Below are 15,813 nucleotides of genomic sequence, written 5' to 3' on the forward strand. Positions count from 1 at the left end.
GAGACTCTATACCATCGAACGCACAATCGAGGACGACATGAGCGTGGCTGAAAAATCCCAGAAGAAATCCGGCGGCCTTGGCGAAACCGTCAGCGTCATCGTCCAGGCGCTTTTGCTTGCGCTGGTCATTCGCACGCTCTTGTTCCAGCCCTTTTCGATCCCGTCGGGATCGATGCGGCCGACGCTTCTGGAAGGCGACTATCTGTTCGTCACCAAATGGTCCTACGGTTACTCACGCTATTCACTGCCTTTCGGGCCTGACATTTTCTCGGGCCGCATCTGGGGCTCCGAGCCCAAGCGTGGCGACGTGGTGGTGTTCAAGTTCCCGCCCGATCCTTCCGTTGACTACATCAAGCGCGTGATCGGCCTGCCCGGCGACAAGATCCAGATGAAGAATGGCCAGCTGTTCATCAACGGCGTCGGCGTGCCGCGCGTGAAAACCGGCCAGATCGACAATCCCGATATCACCGAAATGCCTCAGCCGATCGATGTCTACCGGGAAACCCTGCCCAATGGCATCAGCTACGATACGCTTGACCTCAATCCGAATTCGATCGGCGACAACACGCGTGAATTCGACGTGCCGCCCGGCCACTATTTCATGATGGGCGACAACAGGGACAATTCCGCTGACAGCCGGTTCACCGTTGGCTACGTTCCGGCCGAGAACCTGGTTGGCCGCGCCAATCTTGTCTTCTTCTCGATCGGCGGCAAGGCAAGCCCGCTCGAAATCTGGAAGTGGCCGTCGCTGATGCGCGTTTCGCGCCTGTTCCATTTCGTCAACTAGGACCATGGCGGCAACAAAACGGTTGACCGCCGATGCGCTCGCCGAAGCGCTAGTGGAACGCACGGGCCATGCCTTTGTCGACCGCCAGCGTTTGCAGCGTGCGCTGACCCATGCCAGTGCCCGTGGCGTCAATGCCGGCACCGACTATGAGCGTTTCGAATTTCTCGGTGACCGGGTTCTTGGACTGGTTGTCGCCGACATGCTGCTGGCCGCGTTTCCTGATGCGGCGGAAGGCGAATTGTCGCTGCGGCTCAATGCGCTGGTCAACGCCGAGGCGCTTTCCGAGATCGCCGAGGATATCGGGCTGCCGGACCTGATCCGCGCCGGATCGGATGTGCGCGGGCTCGAAGGTCGCAAGCGCGTCAATCTGCGCGCCGACGCACTGGAATCGCTGATCGCCGTGCTCTACCTCGATGGTGGCCTGCAGGCGGCACGCGCTTTCATCCACAGATACTGGCATCCGCGTTCGCAGGCTTCGGGCGCGGCGCGTCGTGACGCCAAGACCGAATTGCAGGAATGGGCGCATCAGGCGGCGAGTGCAGTTCCCACCTACCAGATCGACAGCCGCGAGGGGCCGGACCACGATCCGCTGTTTACAGTCACTGTCAGGGTTGGCGCATTTCAGCCGGCAACCGGCAGCGGCCGTTCCAAGCGTGAGGCCGAGCAGGCCGCGGCGGCTGCCCTTTTGCTGCGCGAAGGTGTATGGAACGCGGCATGACCGATATCGAAACTGCTGAAGCCCCTGCCACGCACTCCGGCTTTGTCGCGCTGATCGGCGCGCCGAATGCGGGCAAGTCGACGCTGGTCAACCAGTTGGTCGGCGCCAAGGTGTCGATCGTCACCCACAAGGTGCAGACGACACGCGCCATCGTGCGCGGCATCGCCACGCATGACAATGCGCAGATCGTCTTCGTCGACACTCCGGGCATCTTCAAGCCCAAGCGGCGCCTCGATACGGCGATGGTGACCACCGCATGGGGCGGCGCCAAGGATGCCGACATCGTGCTGCTTTTGATCGATGCCGAGCGCGGCATTCGGGGCGATGCCGATGCCATCCTCGAACGACTGAAGGACGTGCGCCAGCCGATGGCGCTGATCCTCAACAAGGTCGACCGGGTCAAGCACGAAACGCTTCTGGCCCTGTCCGCTGCGGCGAACGAGAAAGTGCCGTTCCAGCGCACCTTCATGGTCTCGGCGCTGACCGGCTCCGGCTGCGAGGATTTGCTCGACTATCTGGCGCAGGCGCTGCCAGCCGGCCCCTGGTACTATCCGGAAGACCAGATTTCCGACCTGCCGATGCGCCAGCTCGCGGCCGAGATCACCCGCGAAAAACTCTATCTCAGGCTGCATCAGGAACTGCCCTATTCCTCCCATATCGAGACCGAGAAATGGGAGGAGAAGAAGGACGGCTCGGTGCGCATCGACCAGACCATCTATGTCGAGCGCGACAGCCAGAAGAAGATCGTGCTTGGCCACAAGGGCGAAACCATCCGCGCCATCGGCCAGGCGGCGCGCATGGAGATTGCAGGCATTCTTGAGCAGAAGGTGCACCTCTTCCTGTTCGTCAAGGTGCGCGAGAACTGGGGCGACGATCCCGAACGTTATCGCGAGATGGGTCTCGAATTCCCGCACTAGGGTCGATGGACGGCAAGCCGAACATCCACGAAGTTCTCGTCCGCCGGTTGGTCGCCGCTCAATTTCCCCAGTGGAAGGACCTTGCCGTCAAGCCGGTTGAATCTGACGGATGGGACAACAGGACCTTTCATCTTGGCGATGAGATGAGCGTACGGTTGCCAAGCGCTGCCGCCTATTCCCTGCAGGTGGAGAAGGAGCATCGCTGGCTGCCGAAGCTGGCGCCGCTTTTGCCGCTGCCCATCCCGGTACCGCTGGCGATGGGAATTCCGGCCGAAGGCTATCCCTGGCATTGGTCCGTCTATGGCTGGATCGAAGGCGAGACAGCGAAACGGGAGCGCATCGCCAACCTGTCGCAATTCGCGGCGGATCTGGCCGGTTTCCTGATTGCGCTGAAACGCATCGACGCGTCCGGCGGACCACCGCCAGGGCAGCACAATTTCTTTCGAGGCGGGCCGCTGACCGTCTATGACGGCGAGACAAGGCAAGCGATCACCGCACTCGGCAGCCGCATCGATGCGAGCGTAGCGAGTGCCGTTTGGGAGGAAGCTCTTGCTGCGACCTGGCGAGGGCGGCCCGTATGGTTCCATGGCGATGTCAGCTGGGGCAACCTCCTTGTCGAAGGAGGCCGCCTGAGCGCGGTGATCGACTTCGGCACCTCAGGCGTCGGCGACCCCTCATGCGACCTGGCGATCGCCTGGACCTTGTTCGAAGGCGAAAGCAGGCAGGCCTTCCGCGCCGGTCTTGCCTTAGATGATGCGACCTGGGCACGCGGACGTGGCTGGGCGCTGTGGAAGGCGCTGATCACCGCCGCCGGCCATATAGACAACCCGGTTGAAGTCGAAAAATCCTGGCGCGTCATCGACGCGGTGCTGGCCGACCACGGGCGCGGCGCCTGATGTGATTCTTCGAGCGTTCTTTCTTCTCGTTCGCTCACGCCTGTCACTTTGGGCGTCATAGAGCATGGGAGTTCCTCCAGCGACACGCGCCGGCACGCGGTCGCGCGAGAGGCTGCTGTCACAATCACGAAGCGACAGCGCTCCGCTGCGTTTCGACCGGCCCGCAAGACATGGCAGCCCCAACGGACGGCATGGGGTGTTTCGTCACGACATCGGAGGACAAGCTGATGCTTCTGGCGTTCGTGGAACGAAAAAATGACGGAAATTCCCACTAGAAATAGCCATAAATCCCAATTTTTGGTCCATCTATTGGGTTATTATGTGTTGATGACCATACTTATCCGAGAAATTATCTGGATATATATTGATCACATGACGTTGTGCCGATTGTGCCATTCGCCACTTCGATAAGTGTTATTTGTGCAACACATGATTAATCTGTTCGCGTAATCGCTGTTATTTCCAAAATCGTCATTGAAGGCGGAAGATCGCTGGGTATGTTCGCCGCGAAAAGGGGACGCGGTGCGAGCCTTTTTCGTTGTGGGGGTGAGGCGGGAAAACATATCCGCCAGCCACAAATCCGAAGCCATTTTTAACTTTGACTGGAGAGGTCAGAAAATGAACATCAAGAGCCTCCTTCTCGGCTCAGCCGCGGCATTGATCGCGGTGTCCGGCGCTCGCGCCGCGGACGCTGTCGTCGTCGCCGAGCCGGAACCGGCCGAATACGTCAAGATCTGCGACGTCTACGGCGCCGGCTACTTCTACATCCCGGGCACCGAGACCTGCCTGCGCATCGGCGGCTATCTCCGCTATGACATCGGCGTTGGCGATGCCGGCACGCTGGATGGCGTCAACAACGTTCCCGATCACATGGACGGCGATAGGCACGACACCTACTATAAGAACATGCGCTTCACGCTGAGGACCTATACCGGCCAGGAAACCGAGCTCGGCACGTTGAAGACCTTTACCGAAACCCGCTTCCAGTTCGGCAACTCCTCTGGCGACTACACAGGTGGCGGCACTGGCTGGCAGGCCGGCAATACCAAGGCAGATGGAACCAGCAAGACTTCGCTGAACTTCGCCTGGATCCAGCTTGGTGGTCTGCGCATCGGTAAGGATGAGACGGCATACGACCAGTTCATCGGTTATGCCGGCAACGTCATACAGGACACGATCATCCCGTATGGCATCAAGGACACCAACGTCGTCCAGTACTATTTCGACGCTGGAAGCGGTTTCACGGGCGTGGTCTCGCTCGAGGAAGGCACCGGCGTCAACACGATCGACAGCTATGTCCCGCATGTCGTCGGCGGCTTGAAGTACAAGGCCGACTGGGGTGCGATCACAGGCGTCGTCGCCTATGACAGCAATTACGAGGAAGTGGCCGGCAAGGTTCGTTTGGACGTCAACGTCACCAAGGAACTGTCGCTGTTCATCATGGGCGGCTATGGCACCGACGACAACCTCGTCGACTTCACCAATGGCCGCAGCCAATACAAGCCTTGGGGCGGCAACTGGGCTGTCTGGGGTGGCGGCACCTACAAGTTCAACGACAAGACCTCGTTCAACGTCCAGGCTTCGGCTGACGACGACAAGAACTATGCTCTTGCCGCGAACGTCGCCTACACCATCGTCCCGGGCTTCACGATCACGACCGAAGTAGACTGGGACCATTTCGGCCACTTCGACGATGGCACCCCCTTCGGCAACCCGACGAAGGCCAACAAGAAGGATAGCGTCGGCGGCATCGTCCGTTTCCAGCGCAACTTCTAACGAACCGACTGACCTCACCAAACCGCCCGCAGCACATATCGCTGCGGGCGGCTTTTTTATGCGCCGTTGCGAGAGCCGGCCCCGGCGCCAGGCCGATACCTTGATTTCGCCACCCGATCGGTGAAAAGCTCGCGGCATGGAATGGCGCGACGAGGGAATCATTCTCGGCACCCGCAAGCATGGCGAAACCAGCGCCATCCTCGAGGTGATGACGCGCGCGCATGGCCGCCATCTCGGTCTTGTTCGCGGTGGTCGTTCGCGCAAGCAGCAACCCGTTCTCCAGCCCGGCAATCGCGTCGATCTCTTGTGGCGGGCGCGCCTTGACGAGCATCTCGGCACGTTCCAGGCCGAGCCGATCGAGATGAACGCCGCCCGGTTGATGGACAGCGCGGTGGCGGTCTACGGGCTGCAGACCATGGCCGCGCATCTGCGCCTGTTGCCGGAGCGTGATGCCCATGGCGGCCTTTACGAGGCGCTCGCCGTGATGATCGTCCATCTCGACGACGCCGATGCGGCCGGCGAACTGGTGGCGCGCTTCGAGCTTCTGATCCTCGATGAACTCGGCTTCGGCCTCGATCTCAGCCAATGCGCCGCTACCGGCACGAGGCAGGATCTTGCCTATGTCTCGCCGAAATCGGGCCGTGCGGTATCGCGCGAAGCCGGCGCGCCATGGCGCGACAAGATGCTGGCGCTGCCGGCCTTCCTGCGCGGCCCCGGCCTGCGCGCGGATCCGGCGGCAGTCGAGGATGCCTTCCGGCTCACCGGCTTTTTCTTTAACCGACACGTCTATGAGCCGCGCGGCATCGAGCAGCCCGATGCCCGCGCCGGCTTTCTTGCCGCACTGCGCAAACATCACGCAGCGCGCAAGACCATTGCTGGAGACGATGCCGCCAGAGAAATCATCACATGAGCGAAATCGAACTCTATCCGGGCCGGATCTCGCCGCTCGGCCTTGGCACCATACCGCACGCCGACATTTCGGAGTATACCGGCCTCGAACTGCTGCAGCGCATCATCGACGGCAAATATCCGGCGCCGCCGATCTCGTTCCAGCTGAGTTTCGCGCTGACCGAAGTGTCGGAAGGTCGCGCCGTGTTCCGCGGCGTGCCGAATGAGCGCCACCTCAACCCGCTGGGTGGCGTCCATGGCGGCTGGGCGGCGACGCTGCTCGATTCGGCACTGGCCTGCGCCGTGCAGACGCTGCTCGAACGGGGCGAGGCCTACACGACGGCGGAATTCAAGGTGAACCTGACGCGGCCGATCACACCCAGGACTGGCGAGGTGGTCTGCGAAGGCAAGGTGGTCCACAAGGGTCGCACGCTCGCCGTTTCGGAAGCGACGCTGAAGGATGCCGGCGGCAAGCTGCTGGCTTTCGGCACCGAGACATGTTCGATATTCCCAGCCGCCAATCTTGCGGCACGTTGAGTTTTCCAGCCGTTTAGCCGCCGCATTTGAATGTCAGTGAGATGAAACGTCAGTGAAAACTGGCCTGGTTTGGGGGAACCGCCATGTTTGAAAGCCTGATCGGCCTTGTCGCCATCATCGCCTTGTTCGTCATCATTTCGCGCCAGCAGACCCGCATTGGTCTGATCGAGCGCGAGCTTGGCGCGCTGCGCAGCCTCGTCCTTTCAGGCGCCGTGCCGCGCGCCGCCGAGGCGTCCGAGCAGGCCGCGATCGACAGCAAACCCGCCGATGTGGATTCAGCACGAGCCGCGGCCGACATGGCTGCGCCCGCGGTGAGCGAGCCCGCCCCGGCGCAAGCGCCGCCGGCTCTTGAGCCGGTAGCCGTGACCAGTGAGGCTGTGTCCGGGCCGTGGGGCGCGGGCGAGCCGAAGGCAGCGCAACCCACGGAGCCGACAGCAGCAGCCAAGGCACCCGGCAAACCGGACATCGAAACAGCGCTCGGCACGCGCTGGGCGGTCTGGGTCGGCGGCATCGCGCTGGCGCTGGGCGGCCTCTTCCTGATCCGCTACACCATCGAAGCCGGCATTTTCGGTCCCGGCGTGCGGCTTACCATGGCAGCGGTGCTCGGGCTGGTGCTGGTCGCCGGCGGCGAGTTCATCCGCCGCACCGGCTTCAGGGTGCCTGTGCAAGGTGCTGCCGGCGCCTATATTCCGGCGATCCTGACGGCGGCCGGTGCCTTCATCCTGTTCGGTACCGTCTATGCCGCGCACGGCATTTACGGCTTCATCGGCCCGGCGCTCGCCTTCACCCTGCTCGGCGCCATCGGCATTGCCACAATCACCGCTGCTCTCGTCCATGGCCAGGCGCTGGCCGGCATCGGTCTCGTCGGCGCCATGGTGACGCCGGTGCTGATCGCCTCGCAGGCACCGAATCCGTGGGCGTTGTTCGGTTATCTCGCCATCGTGCTCGCCGCCACCGGCGTCATTGCCCGCGTGCGCGACTGGAAGCTGCTGATGGCGGCGGCCTTTTTCGGCACCGGCGTCTGGACCATCCTCTACATGACCGACGCACCCGGTGCGAACCTCTCCGCCATCCTGTTCATCGACGCCGTCACATTGGCCGTGCTCGCTCTTGTCTGGCTCGGCGGCCATCGCGACGAAACCGCTGGGGCTTTCGATTGGCCGTCCATTGTGCCTGGCCTGTTCGTTGCCTTCTCGGCGCTGGGCCTGTCGGTCGATCCGGCCTTCACTGCGGCCGGCTATGCTCTGCCGGGCGCCGCGATCCTCGCGGCGATGGTGGCCGTCGCGCTCTATCGCCCGCTGGCGCTGCCGCTGCTTTATGCCGCCGGACTGGCGACGGTGCTGATCTATCTCGGCATTATCCCGCCAACATCGATTGCTTCCGATTTTTCGGCCGGCGCTCTTGGTATCGATGGCTTGCCCGTGGCCACGTCCAATGCTTTGACCTTGCGCATCGGCATCGCACTGGGCCTTGTCTTCATAGGCGTAGGCTTGTGGGCCGCCCGCAGGTTCGCGGCATCGTCCGGGCCACGGTCAGCCTCTTGGGCGGCATGGGGTGTCATTGTGCCGCTGGTCATCCTGCTGGCGCTCTGGTTCACCTTCGGCAATCTCGACCGCGACTTTGTCTACGCCGCCGTCGCAGCGCTGCTGGTCGTGGTCTTCGCCGCCGGCGGCGAGTGGATCGCGCGCGCCGAGGAGCCGCCGCTCAGAGGCGGCATGGCGGTGTCGTTTGTCCTCGGCGGCGCAGCGGTCGCCGGCCTCTTGATGCTGCACATGGCTTTCGGTTCCGGCTGGACCACCATTCTGCTTGGTGCGGCGGCCGTCGTGCCTGCGCTGGCCACCCGTTGGCGCTCCTACCCAGTGCTTGGCTGGATTTCGGTTGGTGCCGTGATTGCCGTGCTTGGCCGCGTCGCCTTCGACCCGACCATCGTCGGCGCCGAGTTCCTGTCGACGACGCCGGTGTTCAACTGGCTGCTGCCGGGCTATGGCGTCCCGGCGCTCGCCTTCGGCTTCGCCGCCTGGCAGCTCGCCCGCACCACCAACGGCCGGCCGCGCCTTGCCATGGAAGCGGCGGCGGCACTGTTTGCACTGCTGACGCTCGCCATGCTGGTCCGTCATGCCATGCATGGCGGTGTCATCGACACGGGTGCGATGACGCTCGCCGAGCAAGCGATCTATACGCTGATCGCCATCGGCGCCGGAGCCATCCTGGTCGCCATCGACATGCGCTCGCCAAGTTCGGTGCTGCGCTATGGTTCGATGGCCGCCGGTGTGGTTTCGGTCGCCTTCATCGTCATCCGGCATTTCGTGGTGCTGAATCCGCTGTTGTCAGACGAATCGACCGGCCGGATCCCGGTGTTCAACCTATTGTTCCTCGCCTATCTCTTGCCGGCCGTCGCTGCCGGCGGGCTGGCACTCTATAGCAGGGACAAGCGGCCGAAATGGTATGCGCAAATGCTGGCGCTGGTTGCGGCCCTGCTTGCCTTCGCCTACGCCACGCTCTCGGTGAGGCGTCTGTTCAAGGGCGAGTTCATCGGCCTGTGGAGCGGGCTCGGCCAATTGGAAACCTACACCTATTCGGCGTTGTGGCTGGTGATAGGCGTGGCATTGCTCACCGCCGGCGTGTGGCTGAAATCACAGGTGTTGCGCATTGCCTCCGCCGCGCTGATCGCGGTTGCGGTGCTGAAGGTCTTCCTGTTCGACATGTCGGAACTGGAAGGCGTGCTCAGGGCGCTCTCCTTTATCGGCCTTGGCGCCGTGCTGATCGGCATCGGTCTCTTTTATCAGCGGCTGCTGACCCGGGCGGCGAAGGAAAATGGATAAAGGCAAGCAGGAACAACAAGATTTCAGTCCGGCCGGGAATAAATCGGCCAACGGGCTCGTTATCTCATTGCTTGGGTGACCGGGGCGGCGGACCGCTTCGCGCTGGCCGCTTGCGCCGCGCCAGGAAGGCGCGTTCAATCGGGATTAACAAGGGCGACCTCAGAACCAGCGGTCATGGACGAAAAGAAGGCAGCAATCCTTGGCGAAATACCGCGACTGCGCCGCTACGCACGCTCGCTTTTGCGCGACCGCGATTCTGCCGACGACCTCGTTCAGGACTGCCTCGAGCGTGCATTGCTGCGGCTCGACAACTGGCAGACAGGAGAAAGCCCCCGGAGGTGGCTGTTTACGATCATGCATCATTTGTTCATCGACCAGATGCGCAAGGTGAACCGCCGCGGTGAAGCGGCGATGCTGCCCCTGGAAGCGGGCGAGGCGGTTGCCCAGCCGGCCGAGCAGCTGGATGGCATCGCTTCGCGCGAGATCATCGATGCGTTGCAGGCGATCAGCCCCGATCGCCGCGCGGCCCTTGTCATGGTCGCCATCGAAGGCTTTTCCTACGCCGAGGCCGCCAACATTCTGGGCGTTCCCGCTGGCACGCTGATGTCGCGCATTGCGCGCGGGCGTGAAGAGCTGCGCGGCTTGCTGGATGACACGGCGCGCCGCCGCGCGATAAGGATCGTCGAGAAATGATCCGCCGCGATTTTTCCGAACGTGACATCCACATGGCGCTCGACGGCGAACTGCCGGCCGATGAGCGTGCAGCCTACGATGCCTGGCTCAACGCCAATCCCGAGATGAAGGCCAGGAGCGCCCGCTTCACCGCCGACCGGGAGGTGTTGCGCTCAGCCTTGGCCGGCGTCCTGGATGAGCCTGTTCCCGTGCGCCTGCGCAAGGTGGTGCTCGGCGAAGCGCCCACCAAGGCTGGGGCGCCGCGCTCGCGCTGGTGGCTCGCCGCCGCGGCAGCCGTGCTTTTGGCCACGGGCGGATTTGGCGGTTACTTCGCCGGTATCGGCGGCATGGGGCAGGAGGATCCGGCGGAGGATAAGCTCGCCGAACAGGCAATCGCCGCCCATGTCATCTACGCCGCCGAGAAGCGGCATGCGGTGGAAGTGCCGGCCAGCGACAAGGATCATTTGCAGACCTGGCTGTCCAACCGGGTCGGCTTGAAGCTGGTGGCGCCGGACCTGACCGCAAACGGCTTCCAACTGGTCGGCGGCCGGCTGCTGCCTGCCGGCGAAAGCAAGGCCGCGATGCTGCTGTACGAGAATGACAAGGGCGAGCGCATATCTCTGTTCGTCACCGCGGAATCCACGGAGAACGCCAAGGGCACCTATGCTTCGGCGCAGGACGGCCCACAGGCCGTCTACTGGCTGGACAAGGGCTATGGCTGCGCCGTCGTCGGCTCTCTGCCGCGTGAGCAGTTGGCGGCCGTGGCAAAAAATGCCTACGGCCAGCTCGTGGCGGGCCTTGCAAGCTGAGTTGGCCGCGATTATTGGCAGCCGCGGCTCTTGAAAACAGCGATCCTGCTCAAAGCCGGCGCGCTTCCCTGCGGCCGCGGAAACTGTCACAATTCGGCCCTAATCAAGGAGCGATAGCGCTAGATGAATGCCGGCGCTTCGGCTGGTGTTTGCGACGCTTTTGACCGGGGAGGTTTTCTTAAGTCGCATGCCTGCCGAGATCCGTACGGCCCGCGCGTCTGACGTCGATGATCTCGCCGCCATCGAGAAAGCCGTTTTCTCGAGCGACCGCATTTCCCGCCGCTCCTTTCGTCTGTTCATCGAGCGCGAAACCGCCGAGACACTGGTCGCCGAAGTCGACGGCCGCGTCGCCGGCTATACGATCGTGCTGTTTCGCAAGGGCAGTGGCGTCGCACGGCTCTACTCCATAGCCGTCGGTCCATTTTTCGGTGGACTTGGTGTCGGCCGCCAGCTGCTGTCGTCGGCGGAGGAGGCAGCCTTCGAACATAATCGCATGATGCTGCGTCTCGAAGTGCGCGAGGACAATGCCCGCGCCATCTGCATCTATGAACAGGCGGGCTACCGCAAGATCGGCCGCGAGCCGGGCTATTACGAGGATGGCGCGACGGCGCTTCGTTATGAAAAGACCCTGCGCGGCGACCTTCCGGTCGCCACCAGGGTGCCGTTTTATCAGCAGACCTGCGAGTTCACCTGCGGCCCATGCTGCCTGATGATGGCGATGGCGAATTTCGACCATGGTTTCGTGCCCGATCCGGTGATGGAAATTCGGCTTTGGCGAGAGGCGACCACTGTTTTCATGATGTCGGGACCGGGCGGCTGCGAGCCATTCGGCCTGGCTGTCTCGGGCTATGAAAGCGGGCTCGCGGCGGAGATTTTCGTTTCCTTCTATGGCGCGCTGTTCCTGCAGTCGGTGCGCAGCGAGGACAAGCGCCGGGTGATGGAACTGGCCCAGGTCGACTTTCGCCGCCGTGCGGAACTTTACGGCATCCCGGTGAATTATCGTCCGTTCACCATCGATGATATCCGCACCGCGATCGCCGGGGGAAAACTTGTGCTGGTGCTGATCAGCGGCTTTCTGATGTTCGGCAAGAAGGTGCCGCACTGGGTGCTGGCCATCGGCGATGACGGCGATCATATTCTGATCCACGATCCCTGGGTCGAGGACGAAAGGCAGGAAACCATCCTTGATGCCGCCAACATTCCGGTGCCTTACGGCATCTTCATGAACATGGCGCAGTTCGGCCGCGATGGACTGCGTGCCGCCATCACTCTGGGGAAGCGCGACACACAATGACCTGGGTCATCCTTACAGGCCGGCAGAGCGATCTCGACCAGGTGGCGACACCGCACAAGATCATCACCAATCGCGACTACCTCGCGCACCCGGCGCTGTTTCGCGGCCAACGGCCGAAGGTCATCAACCTGTCGAACAACTACGGCTACCAGAGCCGCGGCTACTATGCCTCGCTGCTGGCGAGTTCGCGCGGCCACAAGGTCATACCGACCGTCGAGACGATGATCGACCTGTCGGAGCGCAAGCTCTACGAGCATGCGCTGCCGGAACTGGAACTGGCGCTCAACAAATGCCGCAAGGATCTCGGCGGCGCCTTTCCGGCCAAGGTGTGCGTCTTCTTCGGCATCGGGCCTTCCAAGGTGTGGGACCGTTTCGCCAAGTTGTTGTTCGATTGGTTCCGGGCGCCGGCGCTGGAAGTCCACATCAAGGACAGCGCCGAATGGGCCTCGATCCGCAAGATCGGCTTCCATCCGCTGGCGCGCATGACCGAGGAGGAGGAAAAGAGCTTTATCCAGTGCCTGGAGACCTACACCAACCGCGAATGGCGCGACACCAAGGGTCGCACGCCGGCGCGCTACACCTTCGCCACGCTGGTCGATCCGCATGAGGAATTGCCGCCGTCGGAAATCTCGTCGCTGCGCTACTGGGCCAAGATCGCCGAAAAGATGGGTGTCGAAATCGAGCCCATCACCAGGAAGGACCTCGCCAAGCTCGCGAACTACGATGCGCTGTTCATCCGCGAGACCACCACGATCTCCAACCACACCTACCGTTTCGCTCGCCGTGCCCAGCAGGAAGGCATGCCGGTTATCGACGACCCGCTGTCGATGATCCGCTGCACCAACAAGGTCTATCTCAACGAACTGATGGCTTACAACAAGGTGCCGGTGCCACCGACAGTGATGATCGCCGGAACCTCCGACTTCGAACTGGCCGCACAGACACTGGGCTTTCCGCTGGTGCTGAAGATCCCGGATTCCTCCTTCTCGCGCGGTGTCAAGAAATGCGAGACTCTGGAGGAGCTGACACGGCTCGCGACCGAATGGCTGGAGGATTCCGACCTCCTCATCGCGCAGAAGTTCATTCCGACCGAGTATGACTGGCGCGTCGGCGTGCTCGGCGGCCAGCCGCTTTTTGCCGTGCATTACCTGATGGCCAAGAAGCACTGGCAGATTGTCAACCACAAGGCCAATGGCAAGCCCGACCAGGGCGGCATCAAGACCTTCACGCTGAAGGAGACGCCGCCCCATGTGGTCGAGACCGCGGTCAAGGCGGCGCGCTGCATCGGCGACGGCCTTTACGGCGTCGACCTCAAGGAGACCAAGGACGGCGTCTTCGTCATCGAGGTCAACGACAACCCCAATCTCGACCATGGCTGGGAGGATTCCGGCGAGAAGGACGAGGTCTGGGTCCGGCTGACGCAGTGGTTCCTGGAGCGGCTCGACCGGCCGGGGCGGTAATTCAACCGAGGCGAAACATGCAGTTCATCGTGATCGAGGATTTCACCGGCTGCGACCGCAAGGAGATTTACCGCCGCTTTCGCGATCGGGGCCGCCTGAAGCCGGAGGAGCTTGTCGTGCATCACAGCTGGATCGCGGCGGATATGAGCCGCTGCTTCCTGCTGGTGGAGACCGATGACGTCACGCTGCTGCAGTGCTGGGTCATCGAATGGGCTGATCTGGTGGAGTTCGAGATCATTCCCGTGGCGGCGAACAAGGACATGGTGACGGCGTTGAGCGGACATCTCTGACCGCGCCATCTGTCAGGTCAACGGAGCGCCGGCGAGCCCACCGCGCGCTGGCATTCGTTGATCAGCCAATCGCGGAATTCCGCCACGACATCGCGCCTTGCGCTCCTCTCCGGGATCGTCAGGCAATAGGGCTGGCGCAGCGCGATCGCCCTGGCGGCGGGCCGGACCAGCCTGCCATCCTCCACTGCCTCGGCACAATAGACCCCTTGCGCCAGCGCCAGACCCAGCCCCGAAATGGCGAGGTCGAGTGCCGCGCGCGATGAGTTGGCCGAGAGGCCGCGCTGCACTGCCCGGCCGGGTTGGACACCGGCGGCCTCGAACCAGTTGCGCCAGGCCGGAAACGCCGCGCCCGTCGGCCCCCAGTCGGTGTGGATCAGCGGCAGTCCGGCGAGCGGTCCTCCATCCGTCTTGATAGCGCTGGCAAGCCCCGGCGCGCAGACGGGATAGACGGCGTCCCGGACGATGTCCTCGGTCGGGTGCTCGCGATAATGCGGACCATAGGAGAGCCTGATGTCGATCAGCTCGCGGTCGAACGGCACCGGGTCGTCGTCGCCTCGCAGCGATATATCGGCGGCGCCATGGCTTGCGACGAAGCCCGCCAGACGCTGCGAAAGCCAACCCATGGCCATGGATGGCGGTACCGAGACCACCAGACGTGGGCGGAATGCATCTCCGCCCAGTTCACGAGAGACGCTGCCGATCTCCTGGAAAGCCATGGTCAGCCTGGGCAGCATCTCGACGCCGGCCTCGGTCAGGACGACGCGCCGGTTGACGCGGTGGAACAGCTTGCGGCCCATCTGTTCCTCGACGGTGCGGATAAGCTGGCTGACGGCGGCGGCCGAAACCGAAAGCTCTTCCGCCGCCGCGGCAAAGCTGCCTGTGCGCGCCGCGGCCTCGAAAGCCTGAAGTCCTTTCAGGGATGGAGATGTGACCATGATCGCCGGTTAGATAAGGTAAGCTTATCCAATTTGCAGGAATCGTCGCTTTTGGAAAGCTTTCTCAGCGATTACACTAGGGTCATCAAATCGCCACCCTGGATCGAAGCCGATGGATCATCGCGACATAATCGCGTCACTAACCCCGGAAGAGCGCAATCGCCTGACGGCCAAGTCCGATCTCGCAGGTCTCGTTCAACTCGGCGCGCACTGGGGTGCGATCGCGGTCATCGGGTCGCTGATTGCGGCAAAGGTGCCATTCTGGCCGCTGCTGATGCTGCCGCAAGGCATCCTGATCGTGTTCCTGTTCACGCTGCTGCATGAGACGGTTCATCGCACGGCCTTCGGTACGCAGTGGCTGAATGACGCCGTGGCGCGGGTGTGCAGCCTGGCACTCGCGCTGCCGGCCGACTGGTTCCGCTATTTCCATTTCGCCCATCACCGCTTCACCCAGGATCCGGACAACGACCCGGAACTGGCGCCCCCGAAACCGGAGACGCTGCGGCAGTATCTTGTGCACGTTTCCGGCATTCCGGTGTGGTGGGGCCATTTCAAGACGCTCTACGCCAACGCCGTCGGCAGCAGCCAGGACAGCTATGTGCCGCCGAAGGGCCGACCCAAGGTTCGTGTCGAGGCGCGTGCCATGATTGCCTTCTATGCCGTGGTCATTCTGCTCGCCGTCTATTTCCGGCTCTCCGTGCTTCTCTATGTCTGGATCGTTCCCGCTTTGCTCGGACAGCCATTCCTGCGCCTCTATTTGCTGGCCGAGCACGGCCGCTGTCCCTTCGTTGCCAACATGCTGGAAAACACCAGGACGACGCTGACCAACTGGCTTGTCCGCAAGCTCGCCTGGAATATGCCGTTCCACGCCGAGCATCATGCCTATCCCGGAGTGCCGTTCCATCAATTGCCGCGGTTTCACGCGCTGATCGAGCGGCATCTGAAGGTGGTCGAGCCCGGCTATGTCAGTTTCCACGAGAAATACATCGAAACGCTGAGCTGACCGATGCCA

15 protein-coding genes are annotated in these 15,813 nt (G+C 62.8%); 14 read left to right on the forward strand and 1 reads right to left on the reverse strand.

Annotated features, from left to right (window positions below; genetic code table 11):
• Positions 1–37 precede the first annotated feature (37 nt).
• The 13 genes from lepB (at position 38) to JT360_RS28325 (ending at position 13,866) form a co-directional block, all read left to right on the forward strand.
• Complete coding sequence (lepB, locus tag JT360_RS28265) at positions 38–787, forward strand: signal peptidase I (RefSeq protein ID WP_214475963.1); 750 nt, start codon at positions 38–40, stop codon at positions 785–787.
• Positions 774–1,505: a ribonuclease III gene (rnc, locus tag JT360_RS28270; RefSeq protein WP_214475962.1), complete on the forward strand. Its 732-nt coding sequence runs from the start codon at positions 774–776 to the stop codon at positions 1,503–1,505. The genes lepB and rnc overlap by 14 nt, the downstream gene beginning before the upstream one ends.
• Positions 1,490–2,422 carry a GTPase Era gene (gene era, locus JT360_RS28275; RefSeq protein WP_214475897.1) on the forward strand — a complete coding sequence of 311 codons (933 nt, stop codon included), beginning with the start codon at positions 1,490–1,492 and terminating at the stop codon, positions 2,420–2,422. Before rnc ends, era begins: the two co-directional genes overlap by 16 nt.
• 5 nt (positions 2,423–2,427) lie before the next feature.
• On the forward strand, positions 2,428–3,318 hold the full coding sequence (locus tag JT360_RS28280) for an aminoglycoside phosphotransferase family protein (protein ID WP_214475898.1): 891 nt from the start codon (positions 2,428–2,430) through the stop codon (positions 3,316–3,318).
• A 618-nt stretch (positions 3,319–3,936) separates the two neighbouring features.
• Positions 3,937–5,094: a porin gene (locus JT360_RS28285; protein WP_214475900.1), complete on the forward strand. Its 1,158-nt coding sequence runs from the start codon at positions 3,937–3,939 to the stop codon at positions 5,092–5,094.
• A gap of 136 nt (positions 5,095–5,230) precedes the next feature.
• Positions 5,231–6,004: a DNA repair protein RecO gene (gene recO, locus JT360_RS28290; protein ID WP_214475902.1), complete on the forward strand. Its 774-nt coding sequence runs from the start codon at positions 5,231–5,233 to the stop codon at positions 6,002–6,004.
• The gene (locus JT360_RS28295; protein ID WP_214475904.1) at positions 6,001–6,519 is read left to right on the forward strand and encodes a PaaI family thioesterase; all 519 of its coding nucleotides are present in this window, start codon (positions 6,001–6,003) and stop codon (positions 6,517–6,519) included. The genes recO and JT360_RS28295 overlap by 4 nt, the downstream gene beginning before the upstream one ends.
• Positions 6,520–6,602: 83 nt before the next feature.
• The gene (locus JT360_RS28300; RefSeq protein ID WP_214475906.1) at positions 6,603–9,341 is read left to right on the forward strand and encodes a DUF2339 domain-containing protein; all 2,739 of its coding nucleotides are present in this window, start codon (positions 6,603–6,605) and stop codon (positions 9,339–9,341) included.
• Between the two features lie 174 nt (positions 9,342–9,515).
• Positions 9,516–10,034: an RNA polymerase sigma factor gene (locus tag JT360_RS28305; protein WP_214475907.1), complete on the forward strand. Its 519-nt coding sequence runs from the start codon at positions 9,516–9,518 to the stop codon at positions 10,032–10,034.
• Positions 10,031–10,822, forward strand: coding sequence for an anti-sigma factor family protein (locus JT360_RS28310; RefSeq protein WP_214475909.1), 792 nt, complete (start codon positions 10,031–10,033; stop codon positions 10,820–10,822). Before JT360_RS28305 ends, JT360_RS28310 begins: the two co-directional genes overlap by 4 nt.
• Positions 10,823–11,009: 187 nt before the next feature.
• Entirely contained in the window at positions 11,010–12,116 is a 1,107-nt protein-coding gene (locus tag JT360_RS28315) for a peptidase C39 family protein (RefSeq protein ID WP_214475911.1), read from the forward strand.
• On the forward strand, positions 12,113–13,576 hold the full coding sequence (locus tag JT360_RS28320) for a RimK family ATP-grasp domain-containing protein (protein WP_214475913.1): 1,464 nt from the start codon (positions 12,113–12,115) through the stop codon (positions 13,574–13,576). The genes JT360_RS28315 and JT360_RS28320 overlap by 4 nt, the downstream gene beginning before the upstream one ends.
• Before the next feature lie 17 nt (positions 13,577–13,593).
• Positions 13,594–13,866: a DUF3303 domain-containing protein gene (locus JT360_RS28325; RefSeq protein ID WP_214475914.1), complete on the forward strand. Its 273-nt coding sequence runs from the start codon at positions 13,594–13,596 to the stop codon at positions 13,864–13,866.
• A 17-nt stretch (positions 13,867–13,883) separates the two neighbouring features.
• Here the strand turns inward: JT360_RS28325 and JT360_RS28330 are convergent, their stop codons facing one another.
• Positions 13,884–14,801, reverse strand: coding sequence for a LysR substrate-binding domain-containing protein (locus JT360_RS28330; RefSeq protein WP_214475916.1), 918 nt, complete (start codon positions 14,799–14,801; stop codon positions 13,884–13,886).
• Between the two features lie 112 nt (positions 14,802–14,913).
• Between JT360_RS28330 and JT360_RS28335 the strand changes: the two genes are divergently transcribed.
• Positions 14,914–15,804, forward strand: coding sequence for a fatty acid desaturase family protein (locus JT360_RS28335; RefSeq protein ID WP_214475918.1), 891 nt, complete (start codon positions 14,914–14,916; stop codon positions 15,802–15,804).
• Positions 15,805–15,813 lie beyond the last annotated feature (9 nt).

Source organism: Mesorhizobium sp. dw_380, from assembly GCF_018588885.1.
In the GTDB taxonomy this organism is placed as follows: domain Bacteria; phylum Pseudomonadota; class Alphaproteobacteria; order Rhizobiales; family Rhizobiaceae; genus Mesorhizobium.